17 protein-coding genes, 1 tRNA gene and 1 other RNA gene are annotated in these 15780 nt (G+C 32.8%); 7 read left to right on the forward strand and 12 right to left on the reverse strand.

Annotated features, from left to right (window positions below; genetic code table 11):
- Window positions 1-78 precede the first annotated feature (78 nt).
- The 6 genes from ACFEL2_RS02595 to ACFEL2_RS02620 form a co-directional block, all read right to left on the reverse strand.
- Window positions 79-155, reverse strand: a tRNA-Met gene (locus tag ACFEL2_RS02595).
- 262 nt (window positions 156-417) lie between these two features.
- On the reverse strand, window positions 418-645 hold the full coding sequence (gene rpmE / locus ACFEL2_RS02600) for a 50S ribosomal protein L31 (protein WP_341748295.1): 228 nt from the start codon (window positions 643-645) through the stop codon (window positions 418-420).
- Window positions 642-935 carry a 50S ribosomal protein L28 gene (gene rpmB, locus ACFEL2_RS02605; RefSeq protein ID WP_375332177.1) on the reverse strand — a complete coding sequence of 98 codons (294 nt, stop codon included), beginning with the start codon at window positions 933-935 and terminating at the stop codon, window positions 642-644. Before rpmB ends, rpmE begins: the two co-directional genes overlap by 4 nt.
- A 103-nt stretch (window positions 936-1038) precedes the next feature.
- On the reverse strand, window positions 1039-1791 hold the full coding sequence (gene dapB / locus ACFEL2_RS02610; protein WP_341751133.1) for a 4-hydroxy-tetrahydrodipicolinate reductase: 753 nt from the start codon (window positions 1789-1791) through the stop codon (window positions 1039-1041).
- Window positions 1788-2270: a flavin reductase family protein gene (locus tag ACFEL2_RS02615; RefSeq protein ID WP_375332178.1), complete on the reverse strand. Its 483-nt coding sequence runs from the start codon at window positions 2268-2270 to the stop codon at window positions 1788-1790. Before ACFEL2_RS02615 ends, dapB begins: the two co-directional genes overlap by 4 nt.
- Complete coding sequence (locus ACFEL2_RS02620; RefSeq protein ID WP_341755231.1) at window positions 2255-2992, reverse strand: ABC transporter substrate-binding protein; 738 nt, start codon at window positions 2990-2992, stop codon at window positions 2255-2257. The genes ACFEL2_RS02615 and ACFEL2_RS02620 overlap by 16 nt, the downstream gene beginning before the upstream one ends.
- A 220-nt stretch (window positions 2993-3212) precedes the next feature.
- Between ACFEL2_RS02620 and ssrA the strand changes: the two genes are divergently transcribed.
- Together ssrA and ACFEL2_RS02630 are read left to right on the forward strand one after the other, a co-directional pair.
- Window positions 3213-3569, forward strand: a transfer-messenger RNA (tmRNA) gene (gene ssrA / locus ACFEL2_RS02625).
- 245 nt (window positions 3570-3814) lie between these two features.
- A complete protein-coding gene (locus tag ACFEL2_RS02630) occupies window positions 3815-4297 on the forward strand; it encodes a ClpXP protease specificity-enhancing factor SspB (protein WP_342271622.1) in 483 nt (160 codons plus the stop codon).
- Window positions 4298-4394: 97 nt separating this feature from the next.
- Here ACFEL2_RS02630 and htpG read toward each other — a convergent pair whose 3' ends face one another.
- From htpG to metK, 3 genes are read right to left on the reverse strand one after another with little or no spacing between them, the layout of a single operon-like run.
- Window positions 4395-6254, reverse strand: a complete 1860-nt coding sequence (gene htpG, locus ACFEL2_RS02635) for a molecular chaperone HtpG (RefSeq protein ID WP_375332179.1) — start codon at window positions 6252-6254, stop codon at window positions 4395-4397.
- Between the two features lie 17 nt (window positions 6255-6271).
- Window positions 6272-6598, reverse strand: a complete 327-nt coding sequence (locus tag ACFEL2_RS02640) for a DUF167 family protein (protein WP_375332180.1) — start codon at window positions 6596-6598, stop codon at window positions 6272-6274.
- A 21-nt stretch (window positions 6599-6619) separates the two neighbouring features.
- Window positions 6620-7765, reverse strand: coding sequence for a methionine adenosyltransferase (gene metK / locus ACFEL2_RS02645; RefSeq protein WP_341755227.1), 1146 nt, complete (start codon window positions 7763-7765; stop codon window positions 6620-6622).
- A gap of 229 nt (window positions 7766-7994) precedes the next feature.
- Here metK and ACFEL2_RS02650 point away from each other — a divergent pair, with 229 nt between their 5' ends.
- From ACFEL2_RS02650 to ACFEL2_RS02670, 5 genes are all read left to right on the forward strand, one after another.
- Window positions 7995-9164, forward strand: coding sequence for an MFS transporter (locus ACFEL2_RS02650; protein WP_375332181.1), 1170 nt, complete (start codon window positions 7995-7997; stop codon window positions 9162-9164).
- Complete coding sequence (locus tag ACFEL2_RS02655; RefSeq protein ID WP_341748302.1) at window positions 9165-10412, forward strand: lipoprotein-releasing ABC transporter permease subunit; 1248 nt, start codon at window positions 9165-9167, stop codon at window positions 10410-10412. It abuts the gene before it with no gap.
- The gene (locus ACFEL2_RS02660; RefSeq protein WP_341751125.1) at window positions 10405-11070 is read left to right on the forward strand and encodes an ABC transporter ATP-binding protein; all 666 of its coding nucleotides are present in this window, start codon (window positions 10405-10407) and stop codon (window positions 11068-11070) included. Before ACFEL2_RS02655 ends, ACFEL2_RS02660 begins: the two co-directional genes overlap by 8 nt.
- A 15-nt stretch (window positions 11071-11085) precedes the next feature.
- On the forward strand, window positions 11086-11841 hold the full coding sequence (gene truA, locus ACFEL2_RS02665) for a tRNA pseudouridine(38-40) synthase TruA (RefSeq protein WP_341751124.1): 756 nt from the start codon (window positions 11086-11088) through the stop codon (window positions 11839-11841).
- Window positions 11842-12086: 245 nt separating this feature from the next.
- Entirely contained in the window at window positions 12087-13127 is a 1041-nt protein-coding gene (locus tag ACFEL2_RS02670; protein WP_341751123.1) for an HlyD family secretion protein, read from the forward strand.
- Between the two features lie 38 nt (window positions 13128-13165).
- Here ACFEL2_RS02670 and ACFEL2_RS02675 read toward each other — a convergent pair whose 3' ends face one another.
- The 3 genes from ACFEL2_RS02675 to ACFEL2_RS02685 form a co-directional block, all read right to left on the reverse strand.
- On the reverse strand, window positions 13166-13723 hold the full coding sequence (locus ACFEL2_RS02675; protein WP_341751122.1) for a phospholipase D family protein: 558 nt from the start codon (window positions 13721-13723) through the stop codon (window positions 13166-13168).
- Between the two features lie 9 nt (window positions 13724-13732).
- A complete protein-coding gene (gene lipA / locus ACFEL2_RS02680) occupies window positions 13733-14644 on the reverse strand; it encodes a lipoyl synthase (RefSeq protein WP_341751121.1) in 912 nt (303 codons plus the stop codon).
- Window positions 14645-14710: 66 nt separating this feature from the next.
- Window positions 14711-15706 carry an Mrp/NBP35 family ATP-binding protein gene (locus ACFEL2_RS02685; protein ID WP_375332182.1) on the reverse strand — a complete coding sequence of 332 codons (996 nt, stop codon included), beginning with the start codon at window positions 15704-15706 and terminating at the stop codon, window positions 14711-14713.
- Window positions 15707-15780: the final 74 nt, after the last annotated feature.

A 15780-nucleotide genomic window follows, 5' to 3' on the forward strand; every position in this document is an offset into this window, starting at 1 on the left:
ACGCAATTCTTGATTTTCATCAGTATATATGGGACACTGCAAGAACAAACTCAGATAGACTAAAACTCGTACCATAATTGGTTGCGGGGGTTGGATTTGAACCAACGACCTTCAGGTTATGAGCCTGACGAGCTACCAAACTGCTCCACCCCACGATAATGGAAGTACCTGTGAATTGATTCTTCTTGGTAATTTTATTGTCAAAACTTGCTTCCGTTCCTTACGTATATTTGCGTACTGCTTGCGGTATACTCTTCTACATTTTTCCTAAAAATTATTCAATTCGTAGACACTCCTATAATACACGCACACACTTACCATGACGTCACCCTAAATTTATTTCAGAACCTAAACTACTTAGTTTTAACAAATCCTCCACCCCGCTTAGGATGACATCCACCTTGAGTAAAAGCCTAGCTATACTTTTTTACCAAAACTAAGCCCAGCAAACTTCTTATTAAAGTCACTGATATTTTTATTAGATTGGTTAACAACATTTCCAGATTCTTTAGTCCATGCTGGATGTTTCCTATAATCAACATCCATCAAAATTTCTTCTGCATGACCACCGGAGTTTGTTTCAAAAACATCCTTACTAATAATAATTTTGAATTTTTTATATTTTGGGTGTATTCCAGTTTTCATAATGAAGCACCAACTTTTTTCTCAGCTATCTTTCTTTTAATTACCTTTGCTTTATCTGAGAGTACATCACATGATATTTTAAGCATATATGTATCAAAACCACCTACTTTCTCAACAGAACGCATACATTTGGCATTTACCGAAAGCTTATATTCTTGCTTCGTCAGATCACTTGCAAACCTCACCACCCTTAGGTTAGGTTCAAATCGTCTTCTAGTTTTTCTTTGTGAGTGCGATACTTTATTACCATATAAAACACCTACTCCACTAAGCTCACATCTACGAGACATCGTGATCTCCCTTCCCATAATTTATAACACAGGATTATACTATATAATAAGGTCTTATGTCAATATGTATATTAATATTATGTAAACTTTAATGTAAAAATCGTCAACACCTTTGAAGTAGCGAGAACATATCACGCATTGAATAAAGACCGGCTGGTTTATCAAATAACCAAATGGCAGCCTGAATTGCCCCATCAGCAAAGGATTCTTTACTTAATGCTTGATGTTTTATACTAAGAACTTGGTTATTACCTAAAAATAACACTTCATGTTCCCCATGTACCTGCCCTCCCCTAATAGAACTAATACCAATTTCATCAGGCTGTCTTTGACCTTTCTGACTACGATCAAATACTGCATATTCATCAAAATCTAAATTTCTAGCCTTAGCTACAGCCTTACCCAACATTATAGCTGTACCAGAAGGTGCGTCTTTCTTCATACGATGGTGACAATCTAGAATCTCTATGTCGTAAGTATTATCTAGAATTTTTGCTGCCTTTTCTGCCAGTACTGTAAGTAAGTTCGCACCTAAACTCATATTAGCTGAATATAATATAGCCAAGCTTTTGGAAGCTGAGTTTAAGTGATCAAGCTGATATTGAGTTAGACCAGTAGTGCCAATCACTAATTTATTGTTGTAGCTAATAGCATAATCAAGTAATTTTTCTAATATTTCACTGCTAGAAAAGTCGATAATTACATCAGAATTCTGACAAAACTCAGCAAGATCATCTATGCTATTTTTTCTAGTAAATGTTGTAGAAAGTGTACAAGCATTAAATCCATTCATTCTTTGAATTATCATCTGCCCCATTTTACCAGTTGCACCACAAACACCTATACAAACAGTCATTTTAATCCTCTATATTGTCTTAAACAATGTACTAGTGGGTTTAAGTTACTGTTCACTATAGTATTTATCACCTCACCAACCAATATAACATGATCTCCTACTTCATATTGACTAAATTTGTTGCATTCAATATGGCAAACTGCCCCCTCAATCAAAGGACAATTAGTAGTACATCCTAAATTATACGAAATACCCGCAAATTTATCAGTGTTAAACTTAGAAAAATGCCTAGAAATATCTTCTTGATTCTCAGCTAGAATACTAACAGCAAAATATTTACTACTAGTAAAAGCACTCATACTAAAAGCCTGTTTACCAAGACAAAACGATACCAAAGGTGGTAACAAGGAAACTGAGGTAAAGGAATCTGCAGTAAAACCAAATAGCTTATTATTGTATAAAGTAGTGATAATAGTAACACCTGTAGGCAAAGTGCTAAGAGCTTGTTTAAATCGTTCGGAATTCACTGTTGAAGCCATTTTTTAGTAATACGGCTAATTGTTCCATCTTCTGTCAATTCAGCAATAGCTTTATTAACACTATCAATAAGTTTAGAATTTTCTGGCATAGCAATAGCTAGTTCAGATGAAAACTCTGTTAAACCGAAGCTAGCAAGATCAGGATTATTCTCAATAAATTTCTTAGATTGGGATGCCTCTAGTACCACCGCATCTATAACTTTTGACTTTAACTCTTCGACTAGCATTAAATTATTTGATAAATAATTTATTCTAATATTAAACTGCTTAGCTAAATCCTGAACTATTACCGCCCATGTTGTACCAAGTTGTACACCCACAGCTTTATTATCCAAATCTCCAGTATTCTTTAAATTATCTGCTGATCTATACAATATTGACACATTTGTTGATATATAAGGAACTGAAAAGCTAATATGTTTTTTACGCTCTTCGGTTACCGATAACCCAGCTATCACTATATCAACATTTTCAGTAGTCAAAGATGCAAGTAGACCATTAAAATCAAAATTCTTAATTATAACTTTTTTCCCTATTTGTTCTCCTATAGCATTAATAATGTCAATATCAAATCCTACTATTTGACCATTTTGGATAAATTCATAAGGGGGGTTATCTGCAGAAGTTGCAACTATTAAATTTTGTTCTTTAGATTGATTATCACAACCAATCATTAAAAAGGAACAACATATAACAAGGAAGAATAGCTTTATTAGTTTCATAAAAATCAAATAACTGTTTTAATTAATCTGAGTTACCCGAATTTGGGATAAGAATTAGTCAATTCTTATCCCAAATTCGCGTGAGTTCGATGTAATAATTATCCTTCTATACTGGGTATAATGCCTACGCGGGAATGGCATAGAGGGAATTAGAATCGAACTCATGTTAATTGATTATCGCACTTCTTATAAGTATATACAATAGACTTTTTTAAAATTTGCCCTTTACATCCTATTATAATTGTTGTAGTATAAAATTGCTACTTTTGTAGCTATAGTAATAAACGTGATTTAGAATAGAGGTTGCGGACTCGGGGGCGGTACCCGACGCTTCCACCAAATTAAGTTGTGATAGAAGGATACTACAGATTCCATCCATAAGCTTTCATGGGGGCGAAATAGGATCGACGTGCTTAATAAAAAAATTATCTTTACTCGGTATAATTCCGCCGGACCTCGTGTCGTTGGGTTAAAAAAAGAAACGCAAATGATAATGAACGTTTCGTAAGAACTGCAGCACTAGCTGCCTAGTCCTACGCGGTTGGGGGCTTAACCGGGCAACAGAAAAAGCCCCGCTAGAATTTTATCTTGCATAACTAGAGATATACAAAACCTCATATGAATAAGGTTTGAATAAGACTATTTAAATTTTGTTCAGCCTATAGCTAACCTGAAAAGGTTTTAGTTATAATGTGACCTAGCTATAAGCTATGTCATTCCCGTTTTTAGCTAGGAATGACATCAAGGTTGTTACTATGGATCAAACATTTTCGGATTAGCTATATCTAGTTTTGTGTTATTTTCTTTGTTTAGTTTATAACTATGAAGACCCCATATCAACAATTTCTTAACGAATGTATGTTGGAATTTGTAAAAAAGATTCTTTCAAAAATTCGTACCGATAAGTTGCAGCTGAATCAACTCTTGTATATTTCTTACAAAACTGATAATCCTGCCGTAGTTTTATCTTCTAGGATAAAAGAACGTTATCCCAAAGAAATAACTATAGTAATACAATATCAATTTGAAGATTTAACTGTAGGACTCAATGGCTTTTCTGTAACAATTAGTTTTGATGGTATCAAAGAAACTATCTATGTACCATTTGATTCGCTTATCAGCTTTGTTGATCCTAATAATGGTTACAGCCTAAAGTTTAAGCTAGAAACAATCAAATCTAATGAATTGCCTAACGAGAAGAAAAGAGAAACAATTAAGGTGTCTAGCGATTCTAAAAGTAAATCTAATTCAGTAGATAATATAATAGTTTTGGACAAATTTCGGAAACCCAGTAAACCCGTATAATGCGAATTTGAGATAAGAATTTGTCAATTCTTATCCCAAATCGGTGAAATTATAGAAACAATCAGATTTAAGACGGCTCTGCATCTGATTGTTAAGTTTATAAGATAGCTTTTTGCATAATATCATTAAGTCTTTTTGCAAATCCACCAGTATCATTGACTGGCTCACCTTCTAAAATACAGGCTTGGTCATACATTAATCTAACCAATTCTTCATTAGCAGAATCTTTATTATTTGAGATTATATCAGCATTAATTTTCTCAATAATTTTATGCTTAGGGTTTAGTTCAAGTATTTTAGCAGATGCTGCCATTAATTGTTTTTGCTCAATTAAGAATCTTTCCATACGAATATCCATAGCTCCGTCTCCAACGGCGAGGCAAGCTGGGCTAGAAGTGAGTTTTTTAGAAATCCTTACATCTTTTACTAAATTACCTAATATTTCTTTAAAATACTCTGTTAATTTGGCATATTCATCATTGTCTTCTTTGATATCCTCAGTTTTTTGCTCAGATTTCTCTAAATCAATATCACTTCTAGTAACTGATTTGATAGCATAACCTTTATAGCTACTATTAACATTAACCCAAAAATCATCAACTGTATCAGTAAATAGCAGTACATCGATATTTTTGCTTAAAAATCCTTCTATTTGAGGGCTAGAGAGTAATTTTGCTGGATCATCACCGCTAAGATAATATATGGTATCCTGTCCTTCTTTAAAGTTACTAATATAGTCATCAAGGCTAATCATTTTACTTAAAAGGCTACTTTTAAATATACATGTTTCAAGTAATTTATCATGATCACTAGTTGCCTCACATAATCCTTCTTTTAAAGCAGCCCCAAAATTGGACCAGAAATTGCTATATTCCTCTATAGACTCGTCTTTTTTCTTTTTGAGTTCCCCCAATACTTTTTTGGTTATTGCAGCTTTAATCTTCTCTAAAGTACTATTATGCTGCAAAGATTCGCGGCTAATATTAAGAGGTAAATCCTCTGAGTCTACTACCCCTCTTAGAAACCTCAGGTAAGAAGGTATTAAGTCTACATTCTCATCAGAAATGAAAACTCTCTTAATGTATAATTTTACTCTTCTCTTACGATCGGGGTGGAATAAATCAAAAGTCTTAGTTGACGGAATAAATAACAAATTAGTAAATTCAACAGTACCTTCATTTTTATTATGAATAGTTAACCAAGGATCGTCCATCGAATAAGATAAAGCTTTATAAAATTCTTTATATTGTTCAAAAGTCAAATCAGATTTCGGTCTTGTCCACAACGCAGAAGCTGAATTGAGCTGTATTTCATTATTAGTTGATTCATCAAAAAAGTATATAGGTATGGCAATATGATCAGAATAACTTTTAACTATATGCTTCAATCTAAAATGATCAATATAACTATCTTCTTCTAGCTTAACGTGAATAACTACCTCAGTTCCCCTGGTAAAATCATGAGCAAAATCATCAACAATATATTCCCCAAGACCATCTGACTGCCAAACATAAGCTTTCTCTTCTCCTGCTTTTCGTGAGGTAACAGTAATGCTATCAGCAACCATAAAAGCTGAATAAAATCCAACGCCAAACTGTCCTATTAACATACTATCTTTTTTAGCATCTCCAGACAGGTTGTTTAAGAAATTCCCTGTACCAGACTTTGCAATAGTTCCTAGATTATCGATCAAATCTTCTCGGTTCATACCAATACCATTATCTCTAATAATAATCTGCCTTTTATCTTTATCAATTTTTACAGTAATTTTAAAGATAGGATCATCTGCAATAAGTTTTGCATCACTTTCGGCTAAATATCTTAATTTATCACAAGCATCCGAAGCGTTAGATATTAACTCACGCATAAAAATCTCTTTATTAGTATAAAGAGAATGGATCATTAAGTTTAAAATCTTACCAACTTCAGCGTCAAACTTCTTTTTTTCTTGGGTCATAGTTAAGTCCTATAATACTATTTAATGTTATGCATATAGTGTTTTAAATGTAAATTTAAATAGTCTAATTCAATATTTTTTATTGCTAAGAGTTTTAAAATATTAGTGTGACCTAATATTATCTCAAAATTATTTTTACAAATTTTCCATTCTTTGGATAGAAAATTGACAATAGCATCGTTAGCCTTACCATCCTTTGGAACTGCTTTTATAGATAATTTTAGATGATATTGATTATTAATTATGACAAACTCGCCTATCTTATTTGTCTTTGCGTTAGCTTTAACCTTAAGAGCAATAATGGCTAATTTCTTATTGGGGTTATAGTTAAAAATCTTACTCATATATTGCATTATCAACTTATTTTATAGTCCCATTATATTATCTATTCTTTCCCAAGGAAAATCTTGATCTTCCCGTCCAAAATGCCCATATGATGCTGTTTTAAGATAAATTGGATTATATAAAGATAGTTTTTTTATAATACCGCCTGGGCTCAAATCAAAATTATTCTTTATTAATTCAATTATTGCTGATTCACTCATTTTGCTAGTCCCAAACGTTTCAATACTTATAGAAACTGGCTGGGCAACTCCAATAGCATAAGAAATTTGAATCTCACAACGCTGTGCAACACCTGCTGCTACAATATTTTTTGCTAGATATCTTGCTGCATAAGATGCAGATCTATCGATTTTTGTTGGATCCTTACCAGAAAAACATCCGCCACCGTGGCGTGCTATTCCACCGTAAGTGTCAACTATTATTTTTCTTCCTGTAAGTCCACAGTCTCCCAAAGGCCCTCCAATTACGAACCTTCCTGTTGGGTTCACAAGATATTTAGTATTTTTATCAATCCATTCATCTGGTAACACAGGCTTAATGATTTCTTCAATTACTGCTTCTACTAAATCAGCATGAGAGATATTAGGGTGATGCTGCGTAGAAAGTACAACGGTGTCTATACCAACTGGTTTATTCTCAACATATTTAAAAGTGACTTGGCTTTTAGCATCTGGTCTTAACCAAGGCAAAATGCCCTTTTTTCTGAGTTCAGCTTGTCTCATAACTAATTTATGAGCATAGATAATTGGTGCAGGCATAAATGTAGGAGTCTCATTCGTTGCGTACCCAAACACCAAACCTTGATCACCAGCACCTATTTCATGATCTTCACGATTATCTACACCTAATGCAATATCCGGAGATTGATTACTTATTGAAGTAATCACACTACAAGAGTCTGCGTCAAAACCTATATCAGAGCTAGTATAGCCTATCTCTCTTATAATATTGCGTACTATTTGATCAATGTTAACCCAAGCATCTGTTGTGATTTCTCCAGCTATAAATACTAGTCCAGTCTTTATAAGTGTTTCGCATGCTACCCGACTCTTTTTTGGATACTCCTTAAGAATTGCATCCAGTATAGCATCTGAAATTTGGTCAGCCATTTTATCTGGATGTCCCTCAGAGACAGACTCAGAAGTAAATAAATGATAATTTGTCATAATATTATTTCCTAAAGTTAGTATTGAACATTAAGATTGAATATTAAGGAGTTATAGAGTAAGTATTACAAATTGTGAAGTTTAAGTATATAATGAACTGGAAAATTTAGACAAAAAAGCAGGTGGTTAGCAGGTAGCTTTGCTTATGTTTATATTAACTGTTGATTATGAAGTTTAAATTGCCTTGTTGTTTATCAACTCTTCATTTGTAAGGAGTATATATTTTTTTATGAATTTGTTTATTACTATTTTAATTATGGAAGTTTTATCTGGGGCTGAAGTGGATTTATTTGTCCCTAGTTTTCCAGATTTACAAGATACTTTTAATCTTTCTACTTTTAAGGTGGAATTTTTATTAGGAATAAATCTCATAGCCCACTGTGTTACTTCCTTGATAGTAGGAAATTTAGGAGATAGGTTTGGCAGAAGAGTAATTATTATTATAGGTCTTATAATATTTATTGTTGGTAGTATCTTTTGTGTGTTTGGTCTTAATTATTACATGTTACTACTTGGTAGATTTCTGCAAGGAATTGGTATATCTGGGGTAGCTGTGTTAGGCTATGTAGTACTTGCTGATTTATATTCGGTTAAGCAACAACAAAAAATGATGGGGACTTTAAATGGTGCAGTTAGTTTAGCCATGGCTTTTGCACCGGTAATAGGAAGTTATGTAAATTTTTTGCTTAGTTGGCGAGGTAATTTTGCTATACTGTTAATATTTGGGATATTTTGTTTGATAATTGGTCTATTATTTATTCCCAAAGGGCAGGTAAATTATAATGTTGAAATATCTCTAAAAGAGTATGGCTTGGTCTTTAAATCGAGAAAAGCTATTTATTATATAATAACCTTATTAATGCTTTTTCAAGGTTATTGGATTTTTATTGGTATCTCTCCTATCTTGTATATGCGAGATATAGGAGTGTCTATTCAAGAATTTGGTTTTTATCAGGGAGCAATGGCTGCAGTATTTTCGGCTGTAAGCTTTAGCAGTGGTTATTTATTAAAGAATTTTGGACAAAAAAAATGTTTTTTCTTTAGTATTTTAGCACTTGTAGCTTTTATAATTGCCGCTATAGTTTTGGTGATATGCAAGACTAATGACCCATTAACCATAACAATAGTAACACAACTAGTGGCTATTGGTATGATATTCCCTTGTAATATTTTATGGCCTTTGGCGATAGAGATTATACCAAATGCTAAAGGCAGAATTACTGCTATATTGGTATCAGGAAGATTGATTGTTACCGCATTATGTTTGCAGTTGGTTAGTTATTTTTATCAGGGTACTTTTAAGCCATTAGCAATTGTTATGTGCATCACTATAGTTATAGCATTGATTGGTTGTTATAAATTATTGCAAGTAGATAGAATATTTGATGAACCTAAATAAATGATAAAAGATAATTTTATTCTAAAAGTAGCAGTTCGATATTTTAGAGCTAAGAAGAATGAGCGATTTGTTTCTATTATTGCTGGTGTTTCTTTGATGGGTGTAACTATCGGTGTTGCTGCATTGATAGTGGTTATGTCCGTTATGAACGGTTTTCATTATGAACTGACTAAAAACATTATTGGTCTTAATGGTGACATTAGCATAACACCAGTATCACGTTCTATCGCAAATTATGATGAAATTAACAAAAAATTAATTAGTCAGAATTATATAAAACATATTTCTCCAAGCATTGTCGGTCAAGCTCTTGCACTAGGTAAAAGAATGAATAGTGGTGCTATAATTAAAGGTATAGATTTAACTGAACTCAAATATAAAAATCAAATTTTACAGAATGTTAATACTGGAGATTTTACCGATTTTTTTGGTACAGATGTGGTAGCAGTTGGTAATGAACTTGCTAGTAACCTAGGAGTTCAAGCGGGTACAAAAATAAAATTAATTTCTCCCAATTCAATTTCTACTGCTTTTGGTAGTATGCCTAGATCTAAAGAATTCAGGGTTGTGGCTACTTTCACTAGTGGTATGTATGATTATGATTCAGCAACTATTTTAATGCCACTTATTGCTGCCCAAAATTTTCTGTCTTTCAAGGAAGTTATTAATCTAATCGAAGTAATAACGATAGAGCCGAGTAACGCGGGAATTTATGCTTGGGAGATACAAAATCTTTTAGGATCAAAATTACGAGTGACAAGTTGGCAGAAATCACATTTACAGTTTCTAAATGCTTTAGCTGTTGAAAGGATAGCAATGTTTACTATTCTCTCTTTGATTATTATGGTAGCAGCCTTTAACATCGTGTCTAGCTTGTTTATGTTAGTTAAAGATAAGACTTCAGATATTGCAGTGCTTCGTACTATTGGTGCAAGTACTAGGCAGATTATGCTTATTTTTATTTGTAATGGTATGTTTATAGGTTTGCTCGGTACGATTTTAGGTATCATATTGGGTACAAGCTTTGCTTATAATATCCAGTCTATTAGAAATATCTTGGAGAAAGTAACCGGTACTAAAATTTTTGAAGCAGCGATTTATTTTTTATACACTCTACCGTCAGAGGTAAGATTAGAAGATGTTATATTAGTATCAACTATCTCTATAGTTTTATGTTTTTGTGCAACAATTTATCCTTCATATAAAGCTGCTAAGTTAAATCCTGTGGATGCCTTGCGTTATGAATAAAGCTGTATTAATGTTAAAAAATATTTCTAAAAAATATAAGCAGGGAAAATCTATTATTGAAGTATTAAGTAATGTTAACTTAACTGTAATGCAAGGGGAACTAGTTGCCATAATAGGCTCTTCTGGTAGCGGTAAATCAACTTTACTGCATATAGCTGGTCTACTTGATACCCCAAATAATGGAGAGGTGCAGATAGAGTCAACAAACTATTGCCAAAATCATGCTCATATAATAAGACTGCGTAATATAGGTTTTGTCTATCAACAACATCATTTACTCAAAGATTTTACTGCCTTAGAGAATGTAGCAATGCCAAAATTAATTGCTGGCGATAGTTATAAATTAACTCTTAAGAAGGCAGAAGAGCTATTATCAGAGTTAGGACTAGCCAATAAAATACATAATATGCCGGGTGAGCTATCTGGTGGAGAGCAACAAAGAGTAGCTATCGCTCGTAGCTTAATTAATAATCCTAAAATTATTTTAGCTGATGAACCTACTGGTAATCTAGATCCTAATACTGCTAATGAGGTTTTTAACTTATTACTTAAAACCGCCAAACAACAACATACCTCTATTATTGTGGTAACTCATAATCATGAAATGGCACATAAGATGCATAGAGTGTATGAATTGCAGTATGGAGAGCTGAAATAGGCGGTAAATAAATTCATGAATCAACTAGTAGATTTTTATAGGTATAAAATTACCATTGAATATTTAGGAACTGCTTTTGTTGGTTGGCAAAGGCAGTGTAATGCTATATCTATTCAACAAATACTGGAAGATGGTATATACAAATTTACTGGTGAAAAAGTAGTGGTTCATGGAGCTGGCAGGACTGATGCAGGGGTTCATGCTTTAGGGCAAGTAGCACATTTCGATTTAGTGAAATATATGCAGCCCTATAAAGTTATACAGGCTATTAACTATTTTGTAAGATCTTATCATATAGGGGTAGTTGATTGTATTCTAGTCGACGGAGATTTTCATGCAAGATTTTCTGCTGTAGAACGTCATTATGTATATAGAATTATTAATAGACCTAGTCAAGTGATAATAGATTTAAATCGTGCTTGGTGGATAAAACAACCTCTTGATGTTGAAGCAATGAAATATGGAGCTTTCTATCTCATAGGAAATCATGATTTTAGCTCATTTAGAGGTAAATATTGCCAAGCAAAGTCACCTATAAAAACCTTATCTAAGTTAGTTATTACACAAGAAAACAACGATATAAAAATATATGTTTCTGCTCGATCTTTTTTACATCATATGGTTCGAAATATTGTTGGTAGTTTAGTATTAGTTGGACGCAATATATGGCAGGAAGGTGATATACAAAAAGCTTTGGATGCTAAAAAAAGAGAGGCAGCAGGTATAAAAGCTCCAGCATGTGGGTTGTATTTTCTTAGAGTTGACTATTAACTCATGTATGGAGCTTCTGCGTACTAAACTCGCAATCAGGCTCTTTCGGCACTATTGCCTCGACGGTCTCTAGGTTGCTAACACTTTTTATACCATTTGTCATTTTTTTTGTACCTAAAAATTTATTTTTGGTGGGTAACTTGTAATGACGGTTTTTTAACTTTCAACAGTTGTGGACATCACCCCTAATGGCGATGATTACTTGAGGTTACTATTAATTTATTATATCAAACTGAGGTTAATTTATGTTAAAAATCTTTGAACAATATAAGTCTCATCCATTTGCTAAATATTTTCTGATTTTGTTTGGCGTAATAGTCGTCTACCTAGCTTATCATATTTATATTTGGAGTCATACAGAATCGACTGATAATGCGTATATTGAGGCTGACATATCCAACGTTAGCTCTGAGATTAATGGAGTGATTAAGAATGTATTTATTTCAGATAATATGAGGGTAAAAAAAGGTGATCTTATTGCTGAGATCGATGATCAGGATTATAAGTCGCGTCTTGCTTCACTGGAAGCTTCTATTAAGGCATCTATTAAAAATATAGAAATCATAGAACAAAAGACTTTAATAGCTCAAATTAGTTTAGAGCTTTGTCAAGAGGTTGTTGATTCTGCTAGTACTAATTTGGAGATTAACTCAGTTGATTATATAAGAACTCAAGAACTTAACAAAGAAAAATTTGCTAGTAAAAAGACATTAGATGAATCTAAAATGTCTTTTACTAAAGCAAAGACTGATTATAATCAGGCAAAGTTAAACTTGCAAATTGCACAGCAGAACTTACTACTTTTAGCTTTACAGAAAACTGCTGAGGAAGAAAAAATGAAAGGGTTACTGGAAGATAAAAATATAGTAGCTAGAAGTTTAGTAAATACCCAAATTATAGCCCCAGTTAACGGAATAATAGCAAATAGTAGCTTGCAGGTAGGTAATTTTATTAATCCAGGGAGAGTATTATTTTTTGTTGTGCAGGATGAACAAATGTATGTAAAAGCTAATTTTAAAGAGACGCAAATTGCAAAATTGCAACCAAAGCAAAAAGTTAAATTACAGTTTGATTCTTTACCAAAAAAGATCATATACGGCAGAATACGTAATATATCACCAGCTACCGGCTCAAAATTTAGTCTAATTCCGACTGATAATGCAACTGGTAATTTTACTAAGATTGTTCAACGGATTCCTGTGCTAATAGATTTTGAGACTCCTAAAGATATTACTAGTAATTTGATACCAGGAATGTCTGCTATAGTTTCGGTCAGAACTAATTAACCCAAATTCGCAGAATTATTCGAGTATACCTCAATTAATTAATTTTTTGCTTGACGATTAAACCAGCTTTGCAAATAAGTTGCTGCAATATTTCTATTCTCTATTAATAAGACGTTTTCAGCATTTCTATTATCAGCTGCATTGGTAAAATTAAAGCTACCAGTAATCACCTTACTTTTATCAATGATCATAACTTTGTTATGAGCAATACCTGGTACTTTATCTATTGAGACATCAATACCAGCCCGTTTTAATTCATGCATTTTAGAATATCTATCGTGTAAATTACTACGATCCAATAATACCCTTATTTGAACACCGTTTTGCTTAGCTTTAATTAGTTGATCCACTATATTTTGCGAAGTTAAACCAAATGCTTGAACATAAATACTATCCTTAGCCTTGGATATTTCTTTTGCTATTAATGATCCGCAGCCGGATGGCGGGGTAAAACAAACATTTAAATTATCAGTTTCGGTATGAAAACTGTGCCAAGAAGCTGTTTCTCGTACCTCATTATATCCTATCCCGATAGTAATGCCGAGTAAGAACGATATTATTACGGGTAGATTAAGCTTTTTAGGTAGTTTTTTCATTTTCTTATACTATGCCGAAGCTAAGGCCTTAGCCCCCTTTAATTTTTGGAAATCATCACCAGCATGATAAGAAGAACGGGTTAATGGACTGGCGGAAACCATCAAAAACCCTTTAACTCTTGCTACTCTTTCAAAATATTTAAATTCTTCTAGAGAAACATATCTAGCAACTGATGCATGGTTTTTGGTTGGCTGTAAATATTGTCCTATAGTTAGAAAATCAACTTTAGCTTCCCTTAAATCGTCCATTACTTGTATAATTTCATCGTTTGTTTCTCCAAGACCAACCATCATACCTGATTTAGTAAAAATCTCAGAGTCTAATTTTTTCACATTATGCAAAAGACTTAATGAATTATAGTATCTCGCTCCTGGTCTGATAGTTTTGTATAGAGAAGGCACTGTCTCTACATTATGATTATAAACGTCAGGTTTTGCTAATACTACTATTTCAGCTGCCCCATCTTTCTTAAGAAAATCTGGGGTTAGAACTTCAATTGTGGTATTAGGAGCAACTAGTCTTATTTCCTTTATACAATTGGCAAAATGCTCAGCCCCACCATCATCTAAGTCATCTCGATCAACTGAAGTAATTACCACATGTTCAAGCCCTAATTTCATTACGGCTTGTGCTAGTCTCTGTGGCTCATGAGGATCGAGTAAATCGGGACGACCAGTTTTAACATTACAAAATCTACAAGCACGAGTACAGACAGATCCCAAAATCATAACTGTAGCATGTTTTTTTGCCCAACATTCCCCTATATTAGGGCAAGCAGCTTCTTGACAAACTGTATTTAATTTTAAACTCTCAATTAGTTTTCTTGTATCATGATATTGATATGAATTTGGTGCTTTAACCTTTATCCAATCAGGTCTTTTAAGGGGTTGAGCTTCTTCTATCTTGATTATGTTTGACATATAATCCTGCTTTATTTATGGCCTGCTTTTTTATGAATTTTATATTCAAATCATTTTAGTATATCATTAAACAAATTGTTTTATTGGTAGTTTAACTATATCTGTAAGGCTAGTGCTGTTATCACAGTTGTAAGATAATTTGGGTTCAATAGGAATCTTACAGATTAAAGGTATATTATATTCTTTGGCAAAATTTTCTCCACTATTACCGTTAAATATCTGAATTTTTTTTCCCGAACTTGGTTCAACTAGATAGCTCATATTTTCTATAATACCTAAAATTGGTAGGTTAAATTTTCTGTATAAATCAATCGATCTAACGACATCTATTGCAGCCATTTTTTGTGGAGTAGTTACTATTATTACTCCATCTAGTTGGTAATTTTCTAAAATACTTAAGTGAATATCACCAGTACCAGGAGGCATGTCAATAATTAAATAATCTAACTCCTGCCAATTAGTGAGAGATAATAGCTGGTAAATTGTCTTGCTGGCCATCGGACCACGCCAAACAATAGCAGAATTATTCTGAATAAGAAATCCAATAGAAATAATTTCAATGCCCCGCGATTTTAAAGGGGTCATTTTATTATACACTATTTCAGGTACACCACTAATACCAAATATTTGCGGAATTGACGGACCATAAATATCAGCATCCACTATTCCTACCTTGTATCCTTCAAGATTTAATTGCTCCGCTATCAATGCTGTTATAGTAGATTTACCAACTCCCCCTTTACCGGATGCCACCAATATTATCTTCTTTACTCCGTCAATGAAATGCTTAACTTTTGAATTAGTTGATTTTTTAGCTACACCTTTACTACTAGTTAAAACTATAGTTATTTTCCCAATATTAGGTATTTCATTTAATTTTTTAATAGCTTTAATTTTTATTTCATCGATTTCCTTGGAATCTTTACCAAGAATATCAATGGCAAACCCAATATTTTTATCCTTAATTATAATATTAGATATAATACTGACTAATTTTGTATTGTCACTAAAAGTGATATCTGAAATTTTATTTAGTATTTGTTGCTGGTTTATATCAATCATCGTTTTTAAGTAAAATAAAGCTCTTACCGTTAATAATCTTATTTTTCAACGCACATTAATCCATTTACCGGATC

It is taken from the genome of Candidatus Tisiphia endosymbiont of Temnostethus pusillus (assembly GCF_964264675.1).
GTDB lineage: Bacteria > Pseudomonadota > Alphaproteobacteria > Rickettsiales > Rickettsiaceae > Tisiphia.

Excerpts from the sequence above, each read along its gene's own strand:
- ACFEL2_RS02615 (WP_375332178.1), bottom strand. The coding sequence starts at position 2,270 with ATGGCTTCAACAGTGAATTCCGAACGATTTAAACAAGCTCTTAGCACT.
- ACFEL2_RS02620 (WP_341755231.1), bottom strand. The coding sequence starts at position 2,992 with ATGAAACTAATAAAGCTATTCTTCCTTGTTATATGTTGTTCCTTTTTA.
- rpmB (WP_375332177.1), bottom strand. The coding sequence starts at position 935 with ATGTCTCGTAGATGTGAGCTTAGTGGAGTAGGTGTTTTATATGGTAAT.
- ACFEL2_RS02630 (WP_342271622.1), top strand. The coding sequence starts at position 3,815 with ATGAAGACCCCATATCAACAATTTCTTAACGAATGTATGTTGGAATTT.
- metK (WP_341755227.1), bottom strand. The coding sequence starts at position 7,765 with ATGACAAATTATCATTTATTTACTTCTGAGTCTGTCTCTGAGGGACAT.
- ACFEL2_RS02640 (WP_375332180.1), bottom strand. The coding sequence starts at position 6,598 with ATGAGTAAGATTTTTAACTATAACCCCAATAAGAAATTAGCCATTATT.
- rpmE (WP_341748295.1), bottom strand. The coding sequence starts at position 645 with ATGAAAACTGGAATACACCCAAAATATAAAAAATTCAAAATTATTATT.
- lipA (WP_341751121.1), bottom strand. The coding sequence starts at position 14,644 with ATGTCAAACATAATCAAGATAGAAGAAGCTCAACCCCTTAAAAGACCT.
- ACFEL2_RS02660 (WP_341751125.1), top strand. The coding sequence starts at position 10,405 with ATGAATAAAGCTGTATTAATGTTAAAAAATATTTCTAAAAAATATAAG.
- ACFEL2_RS02655 (WP_341748302.1), top strand. The coding sequence starts at position 9,165 with ATGATAAAAGATAATTTTATTCTAAAAGTAGCAGTTCGATATTTTAGA.
- ACFEL2_RS02650 (WP_375332181.1), top strand. The coding sequence starts at position 7,995 with ATGAATTTGTTTATTACTATTTTAATTATGGAAGTTTTATCTGGGGCT.
- ACFEL2_RS02685 (WP_375332182.1), bottom strand. The coding sequence starts at position 15,706 with ATGATTGATATAAACCAGCAACAAATACTAAATAAAATTTCAGATATC.
- dapB (WP_341751133.1), bottom strand. The coding sequence starts at position 1,791 with ATGACTGTTTGTATAGGTGTTTGTGGTGCAACTGGTAAAATGGGGCAG.
- ACFEL2_RS02675 (WP_341751122.1), bottom strand. The coding sequence starts at position 13,723 with ATGAAAAAACTACCTAAAAAGCTTAATCTACCCGTAATAATATCGTTC.
- htpG (WP_375332179.1), bottom strand. The coding sequence starts at position 6,254 with ATGACCCAAGAAAAAAAGAAGTTTGACGCTGAAGTTGGTAAGATTTTA.
- truA (WP_341751124.1), top strand. The coding sequence starts at position 11,086 with ATGAATCAACTAGTAGATTTTTATAGGTATAAAATTACCATTGAATAT.
- ACFEL2_RS02670 (WP_341751123.1), top strand. The coding sequence starts at position 12,087 with ATGTTAAAAATCTTTGAACAATATAAGTCTCATCCATTTGCTAAATAT.